The sequence below is a fragment of the Acinetobacter seifertii genome (assembly GCF_000368065.1).
Lineage (GTDB): Bacteria > Pseudomonadota > Gammaproteobacteria > Pseudomonadales > Moraxellaceae > Acinetobacter > Acinetobacter seifertii.
In genome coordinates, this window is record NZ_KB851200.1 from 2,157,210 (window position 1) to 2,177,838 (window position 20,629).

Genomic DNA, 20,629 nt, shown 5'->3' on the forward strand with positions numbered 1-20,629 from the left:
AATGAATAAATATTTGCTATGGGGCTGTATTGGTCTAGGCAGTGTGAGCAATGCGTATGCAGAGCTTCCTCAACAATTTGGCAAGTTAGAATTAAAACTCAACACCCGTTACTGGAACGATGAAGGCACCGCCCACCCCACGCTTGCCAACCCTTCGCCTTCGTCGAGTGAATATGAACAAAGTGCCTTAGGGCTTGAGTTAAATTATCAATCACCGTACATGTGGGACTGGCTTGGAGTAGATGGCTCACTCTATGCAGTCACCAAGTTATTTGACTCTGGCAAGCCGAGCGCTCAGCTTTTAGAGGTCGAAAATAACGGCAAGCTCGATCAAAACTTTGCGACTTTGGGGCAGCTCTACATCAAGGCAAAACTCGGCGACAAAGGCGAAATTAAATTAGGCCGTCAGTTGCAAGATTCGCTGTTGCTTAAAAGCACCAATAACCGCGCGGTGCCCGACACTTTTTCGGGAGCGAGTGGTCAGTTTCAACTGAATGATCAGCTACAGACTTACATTGCTTACTATGACCGCTGGAAACCGCGCAGCATGGACAGTTTTGAAAAACTGATCACTGAAAATGACGAACGCATTGATTATGTCGGTTTGCTCGGTGCCAAATATCAGTACAAAAACTGGAGCTTGAATGCCGAGTATTTAAATAGCAAAGATTATTTAAAAAAGTACGGGGCAATTGCTCAATATAAATTGCCCTTTCATGGCTTGGTGTGGACATTCAATACAGGTGCTTTTTTCACGCGTGACGATGGCAAGCTGTTTAAATGTGGTGCCGAAACCGAGCTAGACTGTGTCAAAGGCCAAGACATTAACAACCGCGGGAATGGTTATTTTGTCGATGTAAATGTGGCCAAGAATAATCTCGAAGGCGGCATTGCCGTTTCAAAGTTTGATGGGTTTTGGATTGAAGATAACTTTGCCGTGCACTCTGACCGCAACTCAGTTTTGACGCAAGACCACGGCACCAACCCGTTTCCGACTTCTTCGACCATTGGCCCCGACTTTACCAATAACGATGAAACCGCCGTTGCGCTTCGGCTGAAATATAACTGGAAAGACTACGTCAAAGGTTTAAAAACCGAAGCGAAGTATATTTATGGCTTTGGCGCTCACCAAAGTAACATTAGCAGTGATATTGAAGGTAAAGAGCGTTACTTTGACTTTACGGTGAGTTATGCCTTGCCGTGGGTGAAAAACTTAGATGTACGTTATTCATTTTTGCATTATGAGTCAAAGTTTGAAAATGCAAACCTAGGTGAAAAAATAAATGGTATGACCCGTAAAGATTGGGACCAGCACCGAGTATTAATTAATTACCGATATACATTTTAAGTTCAAGCTAAGCTCAACGCTTAGCTTTAAAAACCGCCTTTCCGCTTATGGAATTAAGCTAGATATGCTTTTGTGGCAGTCAAAAAATGTTTTATAAGCAAATCTCGTAGATGGACTTTGTATTATGAATAAATTTATTCAAAAATATTCGACACTTGTTGATATGAAAAAAGCTCCACCCAGCCTGCAAGAAGACACTAAGCGTGCTTTATCTTATCAACCAATTTATCTTAAAAGACTCAGCTCAGACAAAGATTACTTAAGCCAATTACAGTGTGTCAATTTAAAGTAATTTGATATTGATGAAATGAGTCTAGTGGTAAAAATAAATTAGGTAAGGATGATTGTCGTAAATAATTATTCCATAAAATGGCCCTAAATTTTTCAGGGCCTTTCGATATGAAAAACAGAGATTACAATAGAGATCCAAATAATGTCGGCGAACAGGACTTATATTAAATTTATCTGTGTCCTTCTGTTTATGCTTTTCATGAATGGTTGTGCAAATTCCAAAATAAATAGCGATAGAGAAGCTTTAGTTAATGCAGGGCGTGGCGCCGTCAATGTAATAATTACAAATTACCGAGTGTACAGATATGCCCTTCAAGAAAAAAATAGTGATGTCACAAAATCATTTGTTTATGCAACATTAACAAATGCAAATATATTAAAGGCTTTTGAAGAAGAAGCTGGAAATGGTTATGTTATTGAAGAAAGTTTGAATACTCGTAAGTTGAATGAAATCTGCTGGATGGCGAAATTCGTACGTGAAACTAAAGATGTAATTTCTCCCGAAGAACAAGATATCTATAAAGATATTTATGCTTGGTTAAATAACAAAGAACAAACATGGGTGAGAAAAATAAATTCTTCTTATACCAAAGATGAGTTAGGACCTGACGATTGCCGTAAATAATGAGTCATTAAAAAGCCACTTATCATAAGTGGCTTTTTAATTGATAATTTTGGTGGGATGGTTGCCCTTCTAAAAATAAAGTAAGAGTAGTTGTAATAGGGTTCTACCCCAAGTCGATGAAAAAACTTAAGGTTCTGTTGTGACAAGTGTATTTTGATTCGGAGGATTTCATTATTTCTTATATAGACACAGTATTAAAAAAATTAATGAATCAATTCAAAATCTATTTCTTAAAATTAGATTTTATATTGATATAATCAATATTTAAGAAGAAGGAATAAAACCCAATCATGATTAATATAACTGCTATCGATGTAGCAAAATGGATGGTTAACGAATTAGATGAACAAGAGTTCCTCTACCCTGAATATGCTGTATGGGAAATCCAAGAGTTATTTGGAGATGATTTTGTTTCTGAAAGTGAGAATGGAAATTTAACAATTGCCAAAAATATTTTAAAAGAATTTCGAAAATTGACCGAAGGAGAAGTGATATGGATGCGATCAGAAAAGGCGTGGCGTAGATTATACGAAGATGAAAAATATGAAGGCCGTCAACAAACATACTAAAATCTTTTTCAAAATTTCATAATTTTTTTTAATGAATAGTCTGTAAAAGATTTTTTAAGTTTTCGAAAATCCGAGCTATCACAACTTCTTGAGGTTCTTTCCAAATCTCACTCAGTCTAATAATAACAGGCATAACTTCAGCCGGTTGAATCGGACGATTTTTACTAGCTATAAAGGGTCCATCTGTTTCAGTTAATATACGATTTCTAGGAATTTGATTTACAAGCAGCCTACCTCTATCGCTTGTTAACATTCTCTGATTGATCGAAAACCAATAACCTCTATCAATAGCTTTTCTTAGATCATTTTCTTTACCCGTATACCAGTGTAGAACTGGAATACCGTTATAAAAATAATTATCTAGGGCTTCTAAAGTAGCTTCTACAGCGTTAAGGCTATGAATAGTCAATATCTTAGTAGAAGAGTTATTAGCTTTTTGCAAAATATGCTTGAATACTTTACTTTGTATATTTTGGTGAGGCTTTAAAGATGTAGAACCATCTAAACCAATCTCACCAATATACTTTGTTTCATTTATTAATAAGTCAAATAAATCTAACTCTTCATAACGCTCATGAGCAATTTGAGGATGTAATCCAAGTGCAGTTTGAATTCGCTTATGATTTTCAGCAAGCTTTTTTGTACCAAACCAAGCTTTAGGCGTTGTAGTAACTGATAAAATATAATTTGATTTTCCACAAGCTGTAACTACAGCTTGTGGATTGTCATACAAATCTAGATGACAATGAAAATCGATAAGTGGCAGCATTAAATATTTATACCTAAATTTTCTTTCTTTAGGTATTGTTCAACCTCTTTAAACCCTCTCAAAACAGTATCAATAATTAGCTGTCTTTCGTTCGGCTCTGTTGGTAAAAACCCAGATTTTGCAACCCAAAGATTGGTATTAGAAGAGCCTCTAATCTTATGAATAGCCATCACCATAGACATTACATCATCTCTCTTATTAGCATGTTTTACTACATCACTTAAATGAGAATACTGATATTGAGTTAAATCTTTATATTGGAACTTATCAAATGAAGCTCGTCTAATTAAACACGGTAAACATTTGCCACATTGCATTCCAAATCGCTTCCATTTACCACATGATACAGTAGTTGCAGCAATTTTTTTCAAAGATGATTGATCTTTGCATTCAAGCATCATCTCACCTTTAGTTTTATATTGATATGGATTTTCTATTTCCACTGGTAATCCTACATTCTTAAAAAGTATATTCAACTTTTGAAGAAAATAAGGATGTGTCGTTCTTGTGCTTAATGCTCCGATACGTCGAGGAGTGAGTGGTGGATTAATCGAAATAAGACCATTTTCTGGAATATAAAGTTTAATTATTTTATTAGAAAAATGATTTTTACTTAGAGCCGTAGCAATTAGAGCACCAAAAGCAATAAAATTGAAGCTACGTGTTCGCATTTGAACATCGGCAGGAATTTCTTTAACTTTCCGAGGATTTGCCACTACTTGAAATCTAGCATTATTAAGTTTTAGATCATGATATACATGATCTTGTTTTTGTCGATCTTTTGGATATGCATGGCTAACTAAAACTGATTTTTTGCCTTGAGCTTTTAAATCTATTGCACCAATTGTACTATCCAATCCTCCGGAAAATAAACAAACTGAATCATGCCCTTTTATGTATATTTTCTTCGTTCGAATGCCTCCATTCATCATTCTTGGTATTACAAAATCACTTTGTCTAAATTCGAAATCCCATAAATCACCACTCAGAAAATGTAAAACTTCTTTTAACAAATTTTTCTGTCCATCCCATAAAGTTGGATTTAACAGAGGAAGATTTATCTTGAACTGTCGGCACCAGGCATCTTCAGCTCTACTATCTCTCTCTACAAAAGTATCTGCGGCTGTTACGGCTAATGATAACATCATTAAATCAAAAGCTGTCTCATCAGCTTCTTCTTGTAAACGTCTAAATTCTAATAAAGCAGCGCCACCAATACTATTATATTTTCCAGAAACTGCTGATCTGCCAAACATATAAACTGGCAAAAGCTTATCCGTCATTAGTGGTAATTTTGTATTGTCTGTATCAAAATAAAGCTCAATCATTTAAATAACTCTCCCACTCACCCCAAATATCTTCTAATGCTTTCATCTGAATCCTTTCAATATCTTTTCTTGTTAATGAATTTGTACCATCCTTTAATTGTGTACTCATATGTTTATCAACTGAAGACTTAATTAAAGAATGAAGATCCTCTTCAAGACTAGCAATATTTTCAGGCGTGTCAGCTTTATCAAAAGCAGCTCTAGAATCTAATATAATTTGTTGAAATAAATACTCTTGCGTATATCTCAACATTAAATCAATAATTGTATCACTAGAAATTTTATTGAAATCAAAATCTTCCTCACCATTTAAACATTCGGCCAAAGATTGATTCAAACTTGCCCTGATACGTTCAGAATCACCATCGATAACTAAAAGATGTTCTATGATTTTATCAATTACAATATCTATGGACTGACCATTAAGATCGGATATCTTAAGATCTAAATAATCATTACCAACTTGAATACTTTTGAATAAATCAAATAAGCTTCCACCAGTAGCAATAAGCTTTTGATAACGTTTAGGAGCTATCGATTTTCCACCTGTAGCATTCTTTGCATAATGACCGATAGCCTTTCTTAAGTTTGTACCGTTTGGACCAGATGGTTTATTAGCTGCTTTACCTAAATATGCTCTAAAATCACCTAAATTATTGTCTATTCCACATACAATTGCCCCTCCTTGTTCATTTGCCCAAGATGGTACTAGGGGCGTCTTTCCATTTGGCCCTTTACTTGAAGTTGATGTCCCCATATTTCCTCCTATTGATTAACTCTTAATTAGTTATGAAACCACTTTTCTTCTTTTACATAACTTAGAAACCAAGGCCTAGGTTTCGGCATAACCTGTGAAATAAAGCCTTTAAACTGGGTTCTTGTTTCTTCTAACTCTTTAGCTAATAAAAGAGCACCAGCAAAACCTGAAGGTATTGCACTCCAATTTGTATGCTGATTTAGCTCTTCTAAAATTAAACGCATCACATCCTTTTCCTCACCTTGAGGAATTGTTCCAATTGCTTTAATAGCAGATGGCGAAGATACCTTTGATGTTCTTATTAATAATCTATAAGCACTATCAGCAATTTCAGATAATCCTTTAGAAACTATTCGAAGTGGTACAGTTTCTTTACTTAAATAGACTAAAGGTCTTAAATCTTTATCACCGATTGGTGGTTCTAAATTAATCCAATCAAAAAGAAAGTCTTTATATTCTTTCCAATCCTTTGGTAGTTTTTCTTCAAATGTTTCAATATCATCTTTAATAGTTTCTAGCTGCTTGAATAAATCTGGCTTACCATCCGCTGTAGAGTTTATTTCATTATAAAGCACTGATATAGCTGTAGATTTACAACATCTCTCAAATAATGCCATTTTTGCAATAAGCTTAAGATCAATAGGCATTTGACGTGCACTAGCAATCATATTACGCATACTAATCACATTCAGCATACGTTTTACTATTCGTGGATTTCCTTCCACATTTTTCGAAGAAGCTAATAAAGGTGCAATACGGTCCGCTACAGTAAAATCTGTTAAAAGATTTAATGTTGTACAAGCTTTTGAATCCAATAGTGCTAAAGCTTGCTCAACTTTGATAGGTTCTTCTTTCCAAGCAAGACGTAAATTTTTTTCTAACCCAACTCTTAAACGTTCTAATTTTTCAGGTTCGTTTCCATAGAGTTCATGAATAGAGGCATATAGTAAAAATAAATAGGCTCTAACTTCACGTGTACTAATTTTAGGAACTTTAACTGGGAACTGAATTAATTTATCTAAATAATCTGTAATATGCTTTTCATCTATACCATTAAAATGTTCTTTAACAGCATGCCTAACCATATCCTCATCAGCAGCAATTATAAATGCTGTATTTTTCATAAATAGAAATAATCTTAATGATTCTAACGTCTGTATAGTTTGCTTTGGCAAACATCTATCTAAGTTATCAACAAATACAATAATTTTCTTATCAAATTCCAAAAGTAACTCTTCAAATTCTAATTTTAAAGCAGATATTTCTTTAGGAGCTGATACTGCTTCTTTATTTAAAATTTCTTTTAAATTCGTTTCTCCATCTTTAATTATTTTAGAAATTGCTTCTGCATCCTTATCATCTGCATGACATTTAATACCGTCTCCAATTGCTTCTATCGCCTTATAGGTAGCGCCAAACGTCGGGACTCCTGATAACCAAGCAGCTCCTTCTGCCATTAAACCTAAAAGTCGTAACTTATTTATTCTTTTACTAATTTTTACTGTTTTATCTAAAAGTGTCTGATTATTCTTAACTAATTTTGCAATTTCTAAAATTATAACTTCTAACAATGATGCTCTCGCATCATCAAATCCTTGATAAAGCCATGCATCAAATTTAATAATAATATAATCATCATTTTTTTCAGGCGCTAATTTTTGCTCAATCAAATTCAGAATTGTAGATTTTCCGGTTCCCCAAGACCCAAAAACCCCTATCGAGATAGGTAGCATATTAGGTTTTTTTAAAACATTAACAACAATTTCAGAAGCTTCAGAATAATTTAAAAAATCCTGTTTTGACTCAATATCAGACCACATTCTCTCACCCTAAAAATAAACAAAAATATTTAAAAAGATTTATTTTTAATTTAATCCAACAAACATACTTAAAAAAATATTAAACTACAATAGAGAATTATCCTATTTTTTAACTTCTATAATATTCATACCCCATTCTCTTAACCTACCTTCAAACTCAGGAACTAAAAACTCTATGAAATCATTTAAGTCATGTTTATATATCTTCAAACTATCAGGCTGTCGAATATATTCTGAATATCTTCTACTCCATCTTTCATATTTAACTAAATCATTTTTAAGTAAATTATTTTTTTTGGTTACTTTCAAAGTAAGTAAAAAGTGCTTTATATATTCAGGGTGATGTTCCATTAAATTTTGAGCAACACCAACCAAATCCGTTATTTGATAACCTATGACATATCCTAATTTTGCACTTAAAATCGAGTTAATCACTGTTTTAAAAGGAGACCTTAAGATATTTTTTGGCACACTAATATTTAACTTTTCCAAGTCACTATAAATTAAAAACCATTTAGTATTAAATTGCGCTTCTGAAAGATATCGAGTATTATGCCATAAATCAATAAACTCTCTAAGCAATTCATTTTTATCTTTTAAATTTACTTTTCTATCTTCTTCTAAATAATCTATCCGTAAACCTAATTTTTTCTTGAGAGCAAAGTATTCTGACTCATAGTCAAAGTAATAGATTTGATTAGTTTCCTTATTTAAAATTAAATCTCTAAAACTAACAAATTTCTTCTCCCATTTATTTACTATTTTATTATTTTTTATTGCTGGTTTTAAGTAATTACATTCTATGATGTGTGCTGAAAAAACAGGAGGTTTTAACTTGGTAAACTAAACACACTCATCAGGAGTTTACCATGAGCAAGAAACACAAGACTTACACCACAGAATTTAAAGCTGAAGCCATCAAATTAATTGAAGCCAATCAAGGCAATGTCTCGGAAACAGCCAGACAACTTAGCATTTCAATGCAAACTCTTTCAAATTGGAATACCAAAGCAAAGGCTGGAACTTTAGCAGGTACAAAACAGTATTCACCTGATCTAAACGCTCTACTCGAAGAAAATAAAAAACTCAAACAACAGCTCAAAATAGCTGAAATGGAACGTGAATTTTTAAAAAAGGCAGCAGCGTACTTTGCCAAAGAAAGTCAGTAAGGTACGCCTATATGAAACAAAAAAGATATTCTTTTCCAATTACCTTAATGGCTCGATTACTTCATGTTTCAGTTTCATGTTTTTATGATTGGCCCAAGAGAGGCGTGAGCAAAAGAACGATTCAACGAAATCAACAGACGATATTGGTGAAAATAGCCCATGAGGAGACAAAGCAGAGCTATGGTTATATTCGATTAACCAAATACTTACAAGCTCAGGGCATAAAAATGAGTATGTACGCTGTACGTCAGATAAAAGCGCTGAACCACCTGTATTGTAAGCGACACAAGCGTTTTAAAAGGACTACGAATAGTGACCATAATCGAGCGATCTATGAAAACCTGCTGGAGCAACAATTCTCAATGACTAGACCAAATCAAGCATGGTCAAGTGATATTACGTACATATGGACTGTTGAAGGATGGCTGTACTTAGCAGCGGTAAAAGACCTTTACACGAAGCAAGTGGTTGGCTATAGCTTAAATGAGCGCATGACAACACAGCTTGTTTGTAATGCGCTAAATATGGCTATTCACAATCAAAAACCAACCAAAGAACTGATTGTGCATTCAGACAGAGGAAGTCAATATTGCAGCCATGAATATCGAAATATACTTGAGCAATATGGTTTTCAAGGTTCAATGAGCAAGCGCGGAGACTGTTACGATAATGCACCGATTGAAAGCTTTTGGGGAATACTGAAAAATGAGTTAGTGCATCATTACAACTATCAAACCAGAGAAGAAGCCAAAGCAGATATTATAAAATACATTGAATTATTTTATAATCATCGAAGAATTCAAAAGGGTTTGGGTTTTAAGACACCAAATCAAATGGCCGAAGACTTTTATAAGTTGGCTGCCTAGAATCTCCCAAGGGAAAGTCTCCTGATAATTCAGCGTATATCACTAATATAAATTTCTTTTCTTTAATTGACTCTGATAATGTAAAATTATCTACAACAAATGCATTACCATTATTATTATAATAGATATCTTGAATAGATTGTTTCATAACTTTTTCAGTAGGTTTAAACCGATCAAAAATCCATATCAGACAAGCATTATTATCTTGATAAAAAACTTTCCTATCTATTATAATATTTAAAAATGTAGTTGAAAGCTGCCCTTCAAATACTATTAATTTATTTAGATAAAAAGCAGATACATCAGGTTTACGCCATTCAGATAAGTCAATACTCTTACATATACCTTCAACTCTGATATTATCAAAATCTTTATCAACTTTAAGACTCTTTTCAATATTGTATTTAAGAAATTTATGTTCTTGGCTCTCCTTAGCTACTTTATACTTTAAAATATTTTTTTCTTGTATTGATAACTTATTTATATCTTTAACTGGACAAGAAAATTGTGGATTATTCTCAAATTCTGGAAAATGTTTAAAGAAAAATGTTGGTGAGTTCTGCAAACTCATATGATCCGTACGACGAGCAAGAGTTACTGGAGATTCACAAAACGAGCAAGTAAAACGAGGATTATTTTTATCACGTTTATATACCTCTCTAATTTGGGTTCTCCATTTGGTTAGTTCCATCTCTGACTGTTGAAAAAAGAGATCTATATCAATCCTTATTTTTTTAACATTATCAAAAATATATTCCAACTTCATTGCATCCCCCATAAGTAATTTATTACGTCTTTAATTAAAAAATAAGTTTCTTTAAATTATATTTCTTCTATTTATAATATAGAAAAATTTAGATTTTTATTAACTTCTATACTAAAGAATTAGATTTTTATTAATTAATTTAATTATTAAAAAAGAAAAACCCCGAAACTTACGTTTCAGGGCTTTTCACGAATCTTGGTGGAGATGGCGGGAGTTGAACCCGCGTCCGCCAGCATTACGCTCGAGAATACTACATGCTTAGATATCGTCTATTGTTTTAACACTAAGTGACCCGACGAACAGGGTACAAAGTGCGATCCTCTAAGTTTGGTATAAAGCCCCGAGGCTTGACTCTATACGGACTTGTGTGCGTGCGCTACGGTCGGGTTCCTAAACCACAAGTATTCTAGGAAGCGGACAAACTGCCCTTAGGCAGCTAGAGCGTAAGTTTCGTCGTTTGCGACTAAAATATGCAAATTTGATTTACGAGAGAAAATGCGCTCTCGGCATGCATCTATGAGTTTCATCACCAGCGTCGAAGCCAATAACATCCCCATGAATGTCTGAACATCATAGCATAACTAAAATAAAATACTGTGCATTTTATCAACAGTCCGCTAATGATGAACATATTTACATAATGGAGAGCCTTTTGTTTTTTTCAAGGGCTACATAAAAAAGCTGCCAAAAATGACAGCTTTTTTTAAAGGTTGGTCTATAAAGCACCATTGCCTAACACGATACCTTCACGGCGTGGGTCTACCCCACCTGCGTATTTACTCTGATTATTAATGTTTACTTTCATAATCGTTGAAATACCGCTGGTTTGCGCAGTGTTGGCAACGCCATGCCCTTTTGCTTTTAAGCCTTCAATCAAATCAAGTAAGGAAAGCTGCACATTCGAGCTATCCACATTGGTGTTTTTGCTATTGGTCGCTCCAAAGTTTACAAGCGAAGTGGCCTGCTGTGCATTTAAGTTCCAGTCCAGCGCACCGACCAAAGTTTTAACCACATATTGAATGATGGTACCGCCACCTGGTGAACCCGTTGCCATATAAAACTCATCTGGCGTAGTGCCTTTAAACACTAAGGTTGGCGCCATGGTACTCCGTGGACGTTTGCCGCCTTCTACACGGTTGGCAACCAGTGCCCCAGTGCTGTCTAGCGGGTTAGCGCTAAAGTCAGTTAATTGATTCGATAGCAAGAAACCATCCACCATGTGGAATGAACCCATGCTCGATTCAACCGTCGATGTCATTGAAACTACATTGCCATAGGCATCTACAATCGTGAACTGAGTTGTACCGTGTTCAACAGTCGTGTCGACACCCGAAGCTGGGTTGAAATTACCTGCTGGTGCAACACCCATACTTTGGTTCGGGTTAATTAATGCTGCACGTTGCTTTAAGTAATTTTTATCAATAAAGCTTGGAATGCCTTGTGCTGGTAAAGCGACAAAGTCAGTGTCTGCCACATATTTATCACGGTCGGCGTAGGCCAAACGCTCTGCCTCAGACACTAAATGCACACCCATCACATCAGGTACGCCACCTTCATTTTCAGGGTTTTTAGGTGGATAAAGCGACATATCAAAGTTTTCTAAAATACCCAGCGTTTGCGCAACTGCAATCCCTCCCGAAGATGGAGGCGGCATGGTACACACATAGTAACGGTCACGGTACGTCGTACAAATCGGGTCACGTTTTTTAACCTGATAGTTCGATAAATCCTGCAAGGTCATCAAGCTTGGAGTAATTGGAGTTCTTGCTGGGTCATCCCCTAGTGTTTGGCCTGCTTTTGCCACAATCGCTTGTGCAATCGGACCAATGTGCAACGCATTTGCGCCTTGCGTGGCGAGTGCTTCAAGCGTTTTTGCATAGGCTTTATTGGTCATGGTCTCGCCGACTTTCCGCGGTGATCCATCTGGGTAGAAATAAGTTGCCATTGCATTTGCATCGAGTGCTAAATTGCTTGCATTACTTGCAATGGCATCTGCCAAACGCCCTGGAATACGGAAACCGTTGTCAGCCAAACCAATCGCTTCACCAAAAAGCTGGTTCCACTTGAGTTTGCCATGTTCTTTTTGTGCTTGTTCAAGCAAACGCATCACCCCCGGCACACCAATCGAGCGACCACTACGGCGCGCACTTGGTACAGGTGCTGGTGAATTTGGATCATATATATCTTGGCGAATTAAATAATATTCATTGGCTGCGGCTGGTGCAGTTTCACGGCCATCATAAGCCGTGACTTTTTTGGTTTTAGCGTCGTAATACATCATAAAACCACTACCAGCAATGGTACTCGACTGTGGCTCGACTAAACCCAATACCGCTTGTACCGCTACGGCTGCATCGACTGCACTACCACCTGCTCTTAAAACATCACAACCTGCTTTTACCGCGAGTGGTGTATTTGCCACCACCATATATTTATCTGCGTATTTAACAGTGTTACCGAGTCTATAACCCGATGCACCTTCTGGCGCGGCGGGGTCACCATTTTGGTTTGAACCGACCACCACGTTGGAACCGTCTTGTGCCAGTTTGCTACAACTGGTTGTGTCATTATCTACAATTAAATTGGGCGGGGTTGTATTTGAATCATCCTTGGGCTGATCTGACGAGGAGTCATCTCCACATCCTTGTAATAAACCGACTGCTAATAAACTACTGAACAAAAATGAATATCTTTTATTCACGTGATAACTCCAATATATACGCCTGCCTATCCATGCAATTGCCATGCAAGCTTCTTTGTTTTCAGGTCTTCAGTTTTTTAATCTTTGATAAAAATAAAGTTTTAATAATATTAAATGATTTAGGCTATTTACGCTGTGCCCTGTGTTGTGCCTCCTTGCTTGATATCACATTCTTTTATAACTGATTTGCCCAATTCTGGCATGTTTTATTTCTTTTAATGTAGGCAAAATCTGCTATTTATAAATTCACTCATTTTTTAGTAAGCCTAAAAAAAGCACCTCCGAAGAGATGCTTTTTTTATGTTTAGTGAGAAGGCATGCCGCTGACCTGTTTAGGTTTTGGACACAGCCAAATCACTAATCCCGCAAAGACAAACACGATCGCAAACAGCAAAAATACATGGTTTGCCGACATGGTAATGGCTTCTTTATCGACAAGGTTAGAAATGATTCCAAGCGTCGAGTCAGTCGTAAAACCATTTTGCAAAAGGTTGTTTTGTACTTCAGTTGGGTTCAGGTTTGATACCATTTCACTACGGGCAACTTTAGCGTGGTCGTCCCATACTGTGACTGCAATTGAAGCACCAATCGCCCCTGCCATGGTTCTTAAGAAGTTCATGAGGCCCGCAGCAGATGCAATTTCTTGCTGGAGTACTGAACCAAGCGCAATGTTGGACAGTGGAATAAAGAAGAACGGTACAGCAAAACCTTGCAAAATTTGCGGCCAAGCCAGTGACATAAAGTCGGCATCTGTGGTCCAGAATGCCCGCATTAAGGTCACTATACCCAGTAAAATCAAACCGAAACTTGCAAGTGCGCGTGGGTCATGTTTGGTCGAAAGCTTTGCCACAATCGGTGACATGGTCAAACTACCAAAGCCCATGGTTGCAGTTAAATAACCAGCCCACGTCGCAGTGTAGGAAAGGTTCATTTGCAGCCACTGCGGTATCAGTACAATACTGCCGAAGAACGCGCCAAAGCCAAGTGATAAGGCCAGTACCGATATGGCAAAGCCCCTATGCCTAAAGACTTTGACATCCACGACGGGGTGCTTGTCGGTCAGCTCCCATATCAGGAACACCACAAAGCCAATGGCAGCAGTTAAGCCTAATACCACAATGCTGGTACTATTAAACCAGTCGCGTTCGTGCCCTAAGTCGAGCATGAGTTGTAGCGCACCAATCCAAAGTACCAACAGTCCTAAACCAACGGTATCAATTTTTAAAGAAATGGTTTCTGTTTCAGCCACTCTTAACAAGCGCATTGCTGCTAATACACAGACAATACCGACAGGTAAGTTAATAAAGAAGATCCAATGCCAAGACAAGTTGTCACTAATCAGACCGCCTAAAATTGGTCCTAAAATTGGCCCAACGACGGTCGTCATTGCCCATAGACCCATGGCCTGTGCATGTTTTTCCTGAGGGAAAATACGCATAAGCAAGGTTTGACTGAGTGGCATGAGCGGGCCGCCACACAGACCTTGTCCAATACGGAAAAATACCAACATCTCTAGCGATGTTGCCAAACCGCACAGGAAAGAAAAGACCGTAAAGCCAATTAAACCAAATATAAAGACCCGAACCGTTCCAAAACGGCCCGCAAGCCAGCCTGTTAAAGGTACACAAATCGCTTCTGCAACTGCATAGGACGTAACAACCCATGTCCCTTGTGTACTTGAAACAGCAAGGTTCCCGGTAATATGTGGTACAGAGACGTTGGCAATGGTCGTATCAAGTACGACCATAAAGTTCGACAAGGCAATAACAAACGCTGCCAGTAGTAAACGGCCACCGCTTAACTCGGCAAAAGGTGTTTGCGTTTTCATAAGCGTTTACTTCGCAGATAAGTCGACTTTTGCTTCCATCGACAAGCCAACACGTAGTGGGTGTTCAGCAAGTTCTTTCGGGTCAAGTGCAATACGAACCGGTAAGCGTTGAACCACTTTAATCCAGTTACCTGTTGCGTTTTGAGCCGGAATTAAGGCAAAGGCAGAGCCTGTACCACCAGAGAAGCCTACCACTTTGCCGTGATATTCAATATCATCACCGTATAAATCTGAAGTCAGTGTCACTGGTTGACCCGGACGGACTTTTTTCAACTGACTTTCTTTAAAGTTCGCATCTACATATAACTCGTTCAGCGGCACAATCATCATCATGCTCGTACCCGGTGCAACACGTTGACCAACTTGAATATTGCGGCGCGTAATAACACCATCAACTGGCGCACGAATCACGGTACGCTCCAAATCAAGCTGTGCTTGTTCAACATGAGCCTGCGCAACTTGTACATCCGGAGTCGATGTTTCGCTTACACCCTGAATTAAGGCTTCGTTAGCAGCTAAAGTACTTTCAGCAGCTTTACGGCTCGAAGACGCTTGCGCTAAACCAGCTTTAGCAAGCTCTAGCCCTGCTTTAGCTGTTTCCACTGCACTTTGTGCCTTGGTGAGTTCTTCTTTAGATACCGCACCAGAGGCAGCAAGCTGCGTACGGCGGTTGAGTTCTAAAGCAGCTTTGTCGTAGTCGGCCTGTGCTTGTGCAACTTGTGCTTTGGCACTGTTAATTTCGTCGGCACGAACCACAACTTGGGAGTTTAAAGAGCTACTGTTTGCCGCAGTCTGTTTGTATTGGCGTTTTGCTTTAGCAAGTTCTGCCTCAGCTTGAGCCAATGCAATTTTGGCATCACGTTCATCAATACGAACCAGCACATCACCCCGATGAACTGTTTGAGTATCATTTACCAAAACCTGAGCGACCTGACCGCTCACCATTGAGGTAATTTGCGCGGTTTCTGCACCGACATAGGCATTATCTGTACTTACAGAGTGATTTAAAAATAATGCCCAAATTGCATACAAAATAGCGGCGATCAATAAAATGAGCGCAAAAAAACCAAGAAATTTTTTGCGCTTGTTTTGGTTGTTGTCATCCGAGGCAGATGTTGTTGGCACTGTTTCTTGTACATTGCTTTGTGCATCAGTCATGGTATGTTCCTAAAGATGAGTTGGCTTTGCCATCAATCTCGCACTACACCTTGTTATAGAGTTTTTATTTTTCTATAAACAAGACATATCGCATTGTCAAAGCAGTCAATTTTAACGCTAAAACCTCACAATATGAGAATAAAAAAATATAACTCATGCGTTCGTTCTAATTAAATTAATGTTTATCTCAAAGTTTTTATGAAAATTCCAGCTTTTTAAGCACTAAAAAAAGCGCACATGGCGCTTTAAAATGGTTCAATTCATTGCCTAATAAGCATATGAAGCAATCCCTGCTGCGATGGCTTTATCTTCATCATTTACCATCGTCATGCGCATAGTGCAGCCCTTACGACCTAAACGTAACACTTCCGCACGTGCAATAAAATACTTACCACGTCCCGGAGCCAAATAATCTACCCGCATATCGACAGTTGCCAAACGCGACACTTGCTTAATGGTTTCAGTTAAAGTTTCTGGGGTCGAACGGCGATAGAGATGTTCCATGGCCACAATTCCACCAATACTATCGAGCAAAGTTGCAGCAACGCCGCCATGCAAAATCTGAAATGCCAGATTACCAATCAGGTTGGGTTGCATCTCGATATAGCCTTCAATGTGCCCGTCCACCACACGCATAATCATTCCACTATGCTTAAAAAAAGGAGAGCTATTAAACGCCTTACATAATTGGTTGAGCACCACAGTCAGATCAGTTTTTGCACCTAAATGGATGTTCCCAGTCCAATTTTTCTTTTCATCACTCATACATTGCCTAAATTTAAAAGCATGATAAACACCCATAATTTTGTACAAATCTAGCATTATGGGGCTACAATACAGCAGTCGGTTGACAGTAATGGAATATCCGCCAACCTATCCTAGTGTAATACCGAACATCGAGATTGTTATGACTTATACGTTCAATCGTCCTGCATTTCCAGCCACTCGCATGCGCCGTATCCGTAAAAATGAGCAGTTGCGTGCGATGGTCAGCGAAACACAGCTCACTACCAATCACTTGATTTATCCAGTATTTGTATTACCAGGACAAAATCAGACCCAAGATATTCCAAGTATGCCAAACATTCAGCGTTTATCGGCAGATTTGTTACTGAAAAAAGCTGAAAGACTTCTGGAATTAGGCGTATCAAAACTGGCTCTTTTTCCAGTTACCCCACAAGAAGATAAAAGCCTCACCGCAGAAGCTGCATGGCATGAAGATGGTTTAGTACAAACTACTTGCCGTTTGCTTAAAAAAGAATTACCAGAAATGGTACTAATTACTGATGGTGCGCTCGACCCATACACCACGCATGGTCAAGACGGCATTATTGATGAAACAGGCTATGTGCTCAATGACGAGACTGTAGAATGCTTGATTAAACAAGCCTTAAGTCACGCAGAAGCAGGTGCTGATGTCGTTGCACCAAGTGACATGATGGATGGCCGTATTGGCGCAATTCGTCAGGCTTTAGAAGCCAATGGCCATATCTACACCAACATCATGGCCTACTCTGCAAAATATGCATCTAGCTTCTATGGTCCATTCCGTGATGCTGTTGGCTCTGCATCCAACCTAAAAGGTGGTAATAAGTATAACTACCAGATGGACTTTGCCAACCGTGCCGAAGCGTTACATGAAATCGCGCTTGATATTCAAGAAGGCGCAGACATGGTGATTGTAAAACCGGGCATGCCATATCTGGATGTGGTACGTGAAGTGAAAGATACCTTTGGTGTTCCGACATTCATTTATCAAGTGAGTGGCGAATACGCAATGTTAGCTGGTGCAATTCAAAATGGCTGGTTATCAGATTCAGTGATTTTAGAATCACTCATGTGCTGCCGCCGCGCTGGTGCAGACGGAATCTGGACTTACTTTGCAGAAACCGCTGCTGAAAAACTCAAGGAAATGAACTAAGTTCGCAGAGAAAGGATAACACTGCATGCATATTGCAATCATTGGCGCGGGCATAAGTGGATTAATGTCTGCGCTGGAGTTGGTTGAACAAGGCTGTAAAGTCAGCATTTTTGATCAACAACAAGCGGGACAAGCAGCCTCTTGGGCTGGCGGAGGCATTCTCTCTGCGATGTACCCGTGGCGCTATGTGCATGCAGTGAACCAACTTGCCCAATTTGGTAAAGCCTCTTATCAAGCATGGAACCAAAAGCTCTACCCTATTACAGGGATTGATTTTGAAATACATGACACAGGCATGCTGATTTTTGATGAAGAAGATTTTGACGTTGGACTATCCTATGCCGAGCAACATCAAGAACCGATGCAGCGCTGTGAATATTTACAGCGAGATGCGCTAGAGCAAGTCAATCCGCATATTTCCGTTCAGTTTCAAGAAGCGATTTATTTTCCTGAACTGTCTAATATTCGTAACCCTCGCGTATTACAGTCCCTGATTAGTTATTTAAAACAACATCCAAAAGTTGAGTTTTTTGAACACACTGCTGTTAAAAAACTGATTCAACATGGCGATGTTATACAAGCGCTCCAAACCGAAGATGGTCGCAAACATACAGCAGACCATTTTGTAATAACTTCGGGCGCTTGGAGCCATTACTGGAACTCTCAATTGCAACTCGACATTCCAGTCGAACCTGTTCAAGGTCAAATGCTGCTATTTAAAACCCCTGCTCACTGGCTACCGACCATGTGTATGAATCGAGTCATGTATTTGATTCCACGTATGGACGGGCATATTGTGTGTGGGTCTAGCATGGCACATCGTGGCTTTGACACTTCTACCGACGAAACGACTCAGCACAATATTTTAGAAGCGTGTTTAGAAATGGTGCCTGAACTGGCCGATTTCCCGGTCGTACAGCGCTGGGCAGGCCTAAGACCAAGTTCACCAAATGGCGTTCCCTATATTGGCAAAATGCCTGAAATGGATAACCTATGGGCAAACTTTGGTCATTTTAGAAATGGTTTATGTATGGGCGCAGGTTCTGCGCAATTGCTCCGTCAGCTTATGCTGAATCAACCGACCTTAGTTGATGCCAAAGCATATTCACCAGAGCGTTTGCAAAATAAAATCTTAGCCTGACGCCAATATATTCTCTAAAGCCATTTTTAACTGAGGATAAGTAAACTCAAATCCTTCAGCTTGTAAGGCAGCAGGTTTAACGTATTGACCATTTAAAATCAATTGCGACTGTTCTGCTAACAAACAGCGAAAAACCGTGCTTGGTGCTGACAACATTGGTTTCTTATTAAGTACCGCAGCAGCTTGCTCAACAAATACCTTTTGAGTCACGTTTTCTGGTGCCACCACATTATGAATTTGAGCAGATTGAGGATGTTTAAATATAAACTCGATGGCGTTTAATACGTCTTCAATGTGCACCCACACCACAGGCTGACGACCATGACCAATTTGACCGACTAAATTGAGTCGAATAGGAAATAACATTTTAGGCAAAATGCCACCGCCCTTCCCAAACACCACACCTAAACGAATAATTTTAGTGTTTTGCTGAGTATCTGCTAAAGCTGCTTGTTCCCACTCTTGGCAAAGTAGAGACATAAAAATAGGCTGTGGCGAGCTTTGTTCAGTGCACGCCTCTACCCACTTTTCTTGATCGTCTATACCGTAATAGCCAATGGCCGAGCCAGAAACAATCACTTCTGGAAAAATTTCAGATTGTTTGAGCCACGCATACAATTTTCGGGTCGTATTTACACGGCTTTCGATTAGTTGTTTTTTACGTGACTCGGTCCAGCGTTTCTCACCAATATTTGCACCAGCCAAATTCACCACATAGTCAATTTGACGGGTCGTAATATCTTCAAACTTTTGTACCCACTGTAAGGCAGGATGGTCAGATTCCTTTCCAGCCTGCCGTGTAACAGCAATCACATTATAATTTTTTTGTAATAGGAACTTAATTAAGTGCGTTCCGATAAAACCACTAGCACCCGTGATTAATACATTCTTATTCATATTTCCTCCTAAGCTGAGGACAATTGTTTTATTTCATTATATAAAACTCATTTATATTTAATCGTAGCTGTTTTTGTAGTGATCTATTGTACATTCAACATTTTGTCAGCCATGCGTTGTGCCTGTTTGCCATAAAACCAGTAGGTAATTAAATAAAGCGGAATAGCCAGCATTAAAATCATAATGACCATAATACTTAAGAACTGAGGCTGCTTGAGGTAAAGCATAAAGTTTTGCAAAATTTCAGGGTCTTGTCTTGAAAATAAAAACAAACCAAATAAAACACCGCATAAGTTATAGCCCCAGAATATGAGGGTAAACCCTAAAGTAAATTTCTTTTTTTCTGGTACAGTCGGAGCACGGCGTTCTTTCTTTAAAAATCTGAATAAGACAAAAATCATTGCACCTAAATATGGAACGGCTGTTAAAATACCACCTACACTCGCTGGCAATAGTGCTGCAACAACGCCTACAATTAAGGTAAGTATGATGCATATAGCAAAAAACCAGAGAAAGTAAGAACGTAATTTGGTCATATTTTTGCCTAATTTATGGGTTCAAAAAATAATTATAAATTTTTTTCATTTTTTTTTCATTTTTCTGTCAACCAATCCGAATCTCTTGACGTTATATAGAGTAACAAGGTCGCAGCAACCGAATACTTCCTTTGCACGG

General features: G+C 38.2%; 16 protein-coding genes, 1 other RNA gene and 3 pseudogenes. 7 read left to right on the plus strand and 13 right to left on the minus strand.

Annotation, left to right across the window (positions count from 1 at the left end):
- Position 1 precedes the first annotated feature (1 nt).
- The 4 genes and pseudogenes from F985_RS17625 (at position 2) to F985_RS17640 (ending at position 2,833) form a co-directional block, all read left to right on the plus strand.
- Positions 2 to 1,348, plus strand: coding sequence for an OprD family outer membrane porin (locus F985_RS17625; protein WP_004703229.1), 1,347 nt, complete (start codon positions 2 to 4; stop codon positions 1,346 to 1,348).
- A gap of 106 nt (positions 1,349 to 1,454) precedes the next feature.
- Positions 1,455 to 1,640: pseudogene (locus F985_RS25925) on the plus strand (hypothetical protein); the annotation flags it as partial.
- 189 nt (positions 1,641 to 1,829) lie between these two features.
- Complete coding sequence (locus F985_RS17635) at positions 1,830 to 2,264, plus strand: hypothetical protein (RefSeq protein ID WP_081401321.1); 435 nt, start codon at positions 1,830 to 1,832, stop codon at positions 2,262 to 2,264.
- 290 nt (positions 2,265 to 2,554) lie between these two features.
- Positions 2,555 to 2,833 carry a DUF6953 family protein gene (locus F985_RS17640; protein ID WP_004703233.1) on the plus strand — a complete coding sequence of 93 codons (279 nt, stop codon included), beginning with the start codon at positions 2,555 to 2,557 and terminating at the stop codon, positions 2,831 to 2,833.
- A 28-nt stretch (positions 2,834 to 2,861) separates the two neighbouring features.
- Here F985_RS17640 and qatD read toward each other — a convergent pair whose 3' ends face one another.
- The 5 genes and pseudogenes from qatD to F985_RS0104570 all read right to left on the minus strand — a co-directional run.
- On the minus strand, positions 2,862 to 3,602 hold the full coding sequence (gene qatD / locus F985_RS17645) for a Qat anti-phage system TatD family nuclease QatD (RefSeq protein ID WP_004703234.1): 741 nt from the start codon (positions 3,600 to 3,602) through the stop codon (positions 2,862 to 2,864).
- Complete coding sequence (gene qatC / locus F985_RS17650) at positions 3,602 to 4,930, minus strand: Qat anti-phage system QueC-like protein QatC (RefSeq protein ID WP_004703235.1); 1,329 nt, start codon at positions 4,928 to 4,930, stop codon at positions 3,602 to 3,604. Before qatC ends, qatD begins: the two co-directional genes overlap by 1 nt.
- Complete coding sequence (locus tag F985_RS17655; protein ID WP_004703244.1) at positions 4,923 to 5,687, minus strand: hypothetical protein; 765 nt, start codon at positions 5,685 to 5,687, stop codon at positions 4,923 to 4,925. Before F985_RS17655 ends, qatC begins: the two co-directional genes overlap by 8 nt.
- 26 nt (positions 5,688 to 5,713) lie before the next feature.
- Complete coding sequence (locus tag F985_RS17660; protein WP_004703246.1) at positions 5,714 to 7,507, minus strand: KAP family P-loop NTPase fold protein; 1,794 nt, start codon at positions 7,505 to 7,507, stop codon at positions 5,714 to 5,716.
- A gap of 102 nt (positions 7,508 to 7,609) precedes the next feature.
- Positions 7,610 to 8,314 (minus strand): annotated as a pseudogene (locus F985_RS0104570) (DUF6035 family protein); the annotation flags it as partial.
- 62 nt (positions 8,315 to 8,376) lie between these two features.
- On the opposite strand from F985_RS0104570, the gene F985_RS17670 reads away from it, so the two are divergent.
- Positions 8,377 to 9,542 (plus strand): IS3-like element ISAba22 family transposase gene (locus tag F985_RS17670; RefSeq protein WP_085945708.1). Its coding sequence is split into 2 segments (ribosomal slippage): positions 8,377 to 8,635 and positions 8,635 to 9,542, totalling 1,167 coding nucleotides; the frame shifts between segments, so codons are not numbered across the junction.
- A gap of 43 nt (positions 9,543 to 9,585) precedes the next feature.
- Here the strand turns inward: F985_RS17670 and F985_RS17675 are convergent.
- From F985_RS17675 to F985_RS17695, 6 genes and pseudogenes are all read right to left on the minus strand, one after another.
- Positions 9,586 to 10,308: pseudogene (locus tag F985_RS17675) on the minus strand (DUF6035 family protein); the annotation flags it as partial.
- A 196-nt stretch (positions 10,309 to 10,504) separates the two neighbouring features.
- Positions 10,505 to 10,863: a transfer-messenger RNA gene (ssrA, locus tag F985_RS25335) on the minus strand.
- A 160-nt stretch (positions 10,864 to 11,023) separates the two neighbouring features.
- Entirely contained in the window at positions 11,024 to 13,009 is a 1,986-nt protein-coding gene (gene ggt / locus F985_RS17680) for a gamma-glutamyltransferase (protein WP_004703254.1), read from the minus strand.
- Between the two features lie 304 nt (positions 13,010 to 13,313).
- Positions 13,314 to 14,837: a DHA2 family efflux MFS transporter permease subunit gene (locus tag F985_RS17685; protein ID WP_004703256.1), complete on the minus strand. Its 1,524-nt coding sequence runs from the start codon at positions 14,835 to 14,837 to the stop codon at positions 13,314 to 13,316.
- Positions 14,838 to 14,843: 6 nt separating this feature from the next.
- Positions 14,844 to 15,995 (minus strand): EmrA/EmrK family multidrug efflux transporter periplasmic adaptor subunit, encoded by a 1,152-nt coding sequence (locus tag F985_RS17690; protein WP_004703258.1) that lies wholly within the window; start codon positions 15,993 to 15,995, stop codon positions 14,844 to 14,846.
- Between the two features lie 267 nt (positions 15,996 to 16,262).
- Positions 16,263 to 16,760, minus strand: a complete 498-nt coding sequence (locus tag F985_RS17695) for a thioesterase family protein (RefSeq protein WP_004703260.1) — start codon at positions 16,758 to 16,760, stop codon at positions 16,263 to 16,265.
- A gap of 142 nt (positions 16,761 to 16,902) precedes the next feature.
- Here F985_RS17695 and hemB point away from each other — a divergent pair, with 142 nt between their 5' ends.
- Both hemB and F985_RS17705 read left to right on the plus strand, forming a co-directional pair.
- Positions 16,903 to 17,916: a porphobilinogen synthase gene (gene hemB / locus F985_RS17700; RefSeq protein WP_025469186.1), complete on the plus strand. Its 1,014-nt coding sequence runs from the start codon at positions 16,903 to 16,905 to the stop codon at positions 17,914 to 17,916.
- Positions 17,917 to 17,941: 25 nt separating this feature from the next.
- Positions 17,942 to 19,057: an NAD(P)/FAD-dependent oxidoreductase gene (locus tag F985_RS17705; RefSeq protein WP_004703264.1), complete on the plus strand. Its 1,116-nt coding sequence runs from the start codon at positions 17,942 to 17,944 to the stop codon at positions 19,055 to 19,057.
- Here the strand turns inward: F985_RS17705 and F985_RS17710 are convergent.
- Positions 19,049 to 19,954 carry a TIGR01777 family oxidoreductase gene (locus F985_RS17710; RefSeq protein ID WP_004703267.1) on the minus strand — a complete coding sequence of 302 codons (906 nt, stop codon included), beginning with the start codon at positions 19,952 to 19,954 and terminating at the stop codon, positions 19,049 to 19,051. The two genes, F985_RS17705 and F985_RS17710, sit on opposite strands and share 9 nt — an antisense overlap.
- A gap of 83 nt (positions 19,955 to 20,037) precedes the next feature.
- Positions 20,038 to 20,490 carry an ABZJ_00895 family protein gene (locus F985_RS17715; protein ID WP_004703268.1) on the minus strand — a complete coding sequence of 151 codons (453 nt, stop codon included), beginning with the start codon at positions 20,488 to 20,490 and terminating at the stop codon, positions 20,038 to 20,040.
- Positions 20,491 to 20,629: the final 139 nt, after the last annotated feature.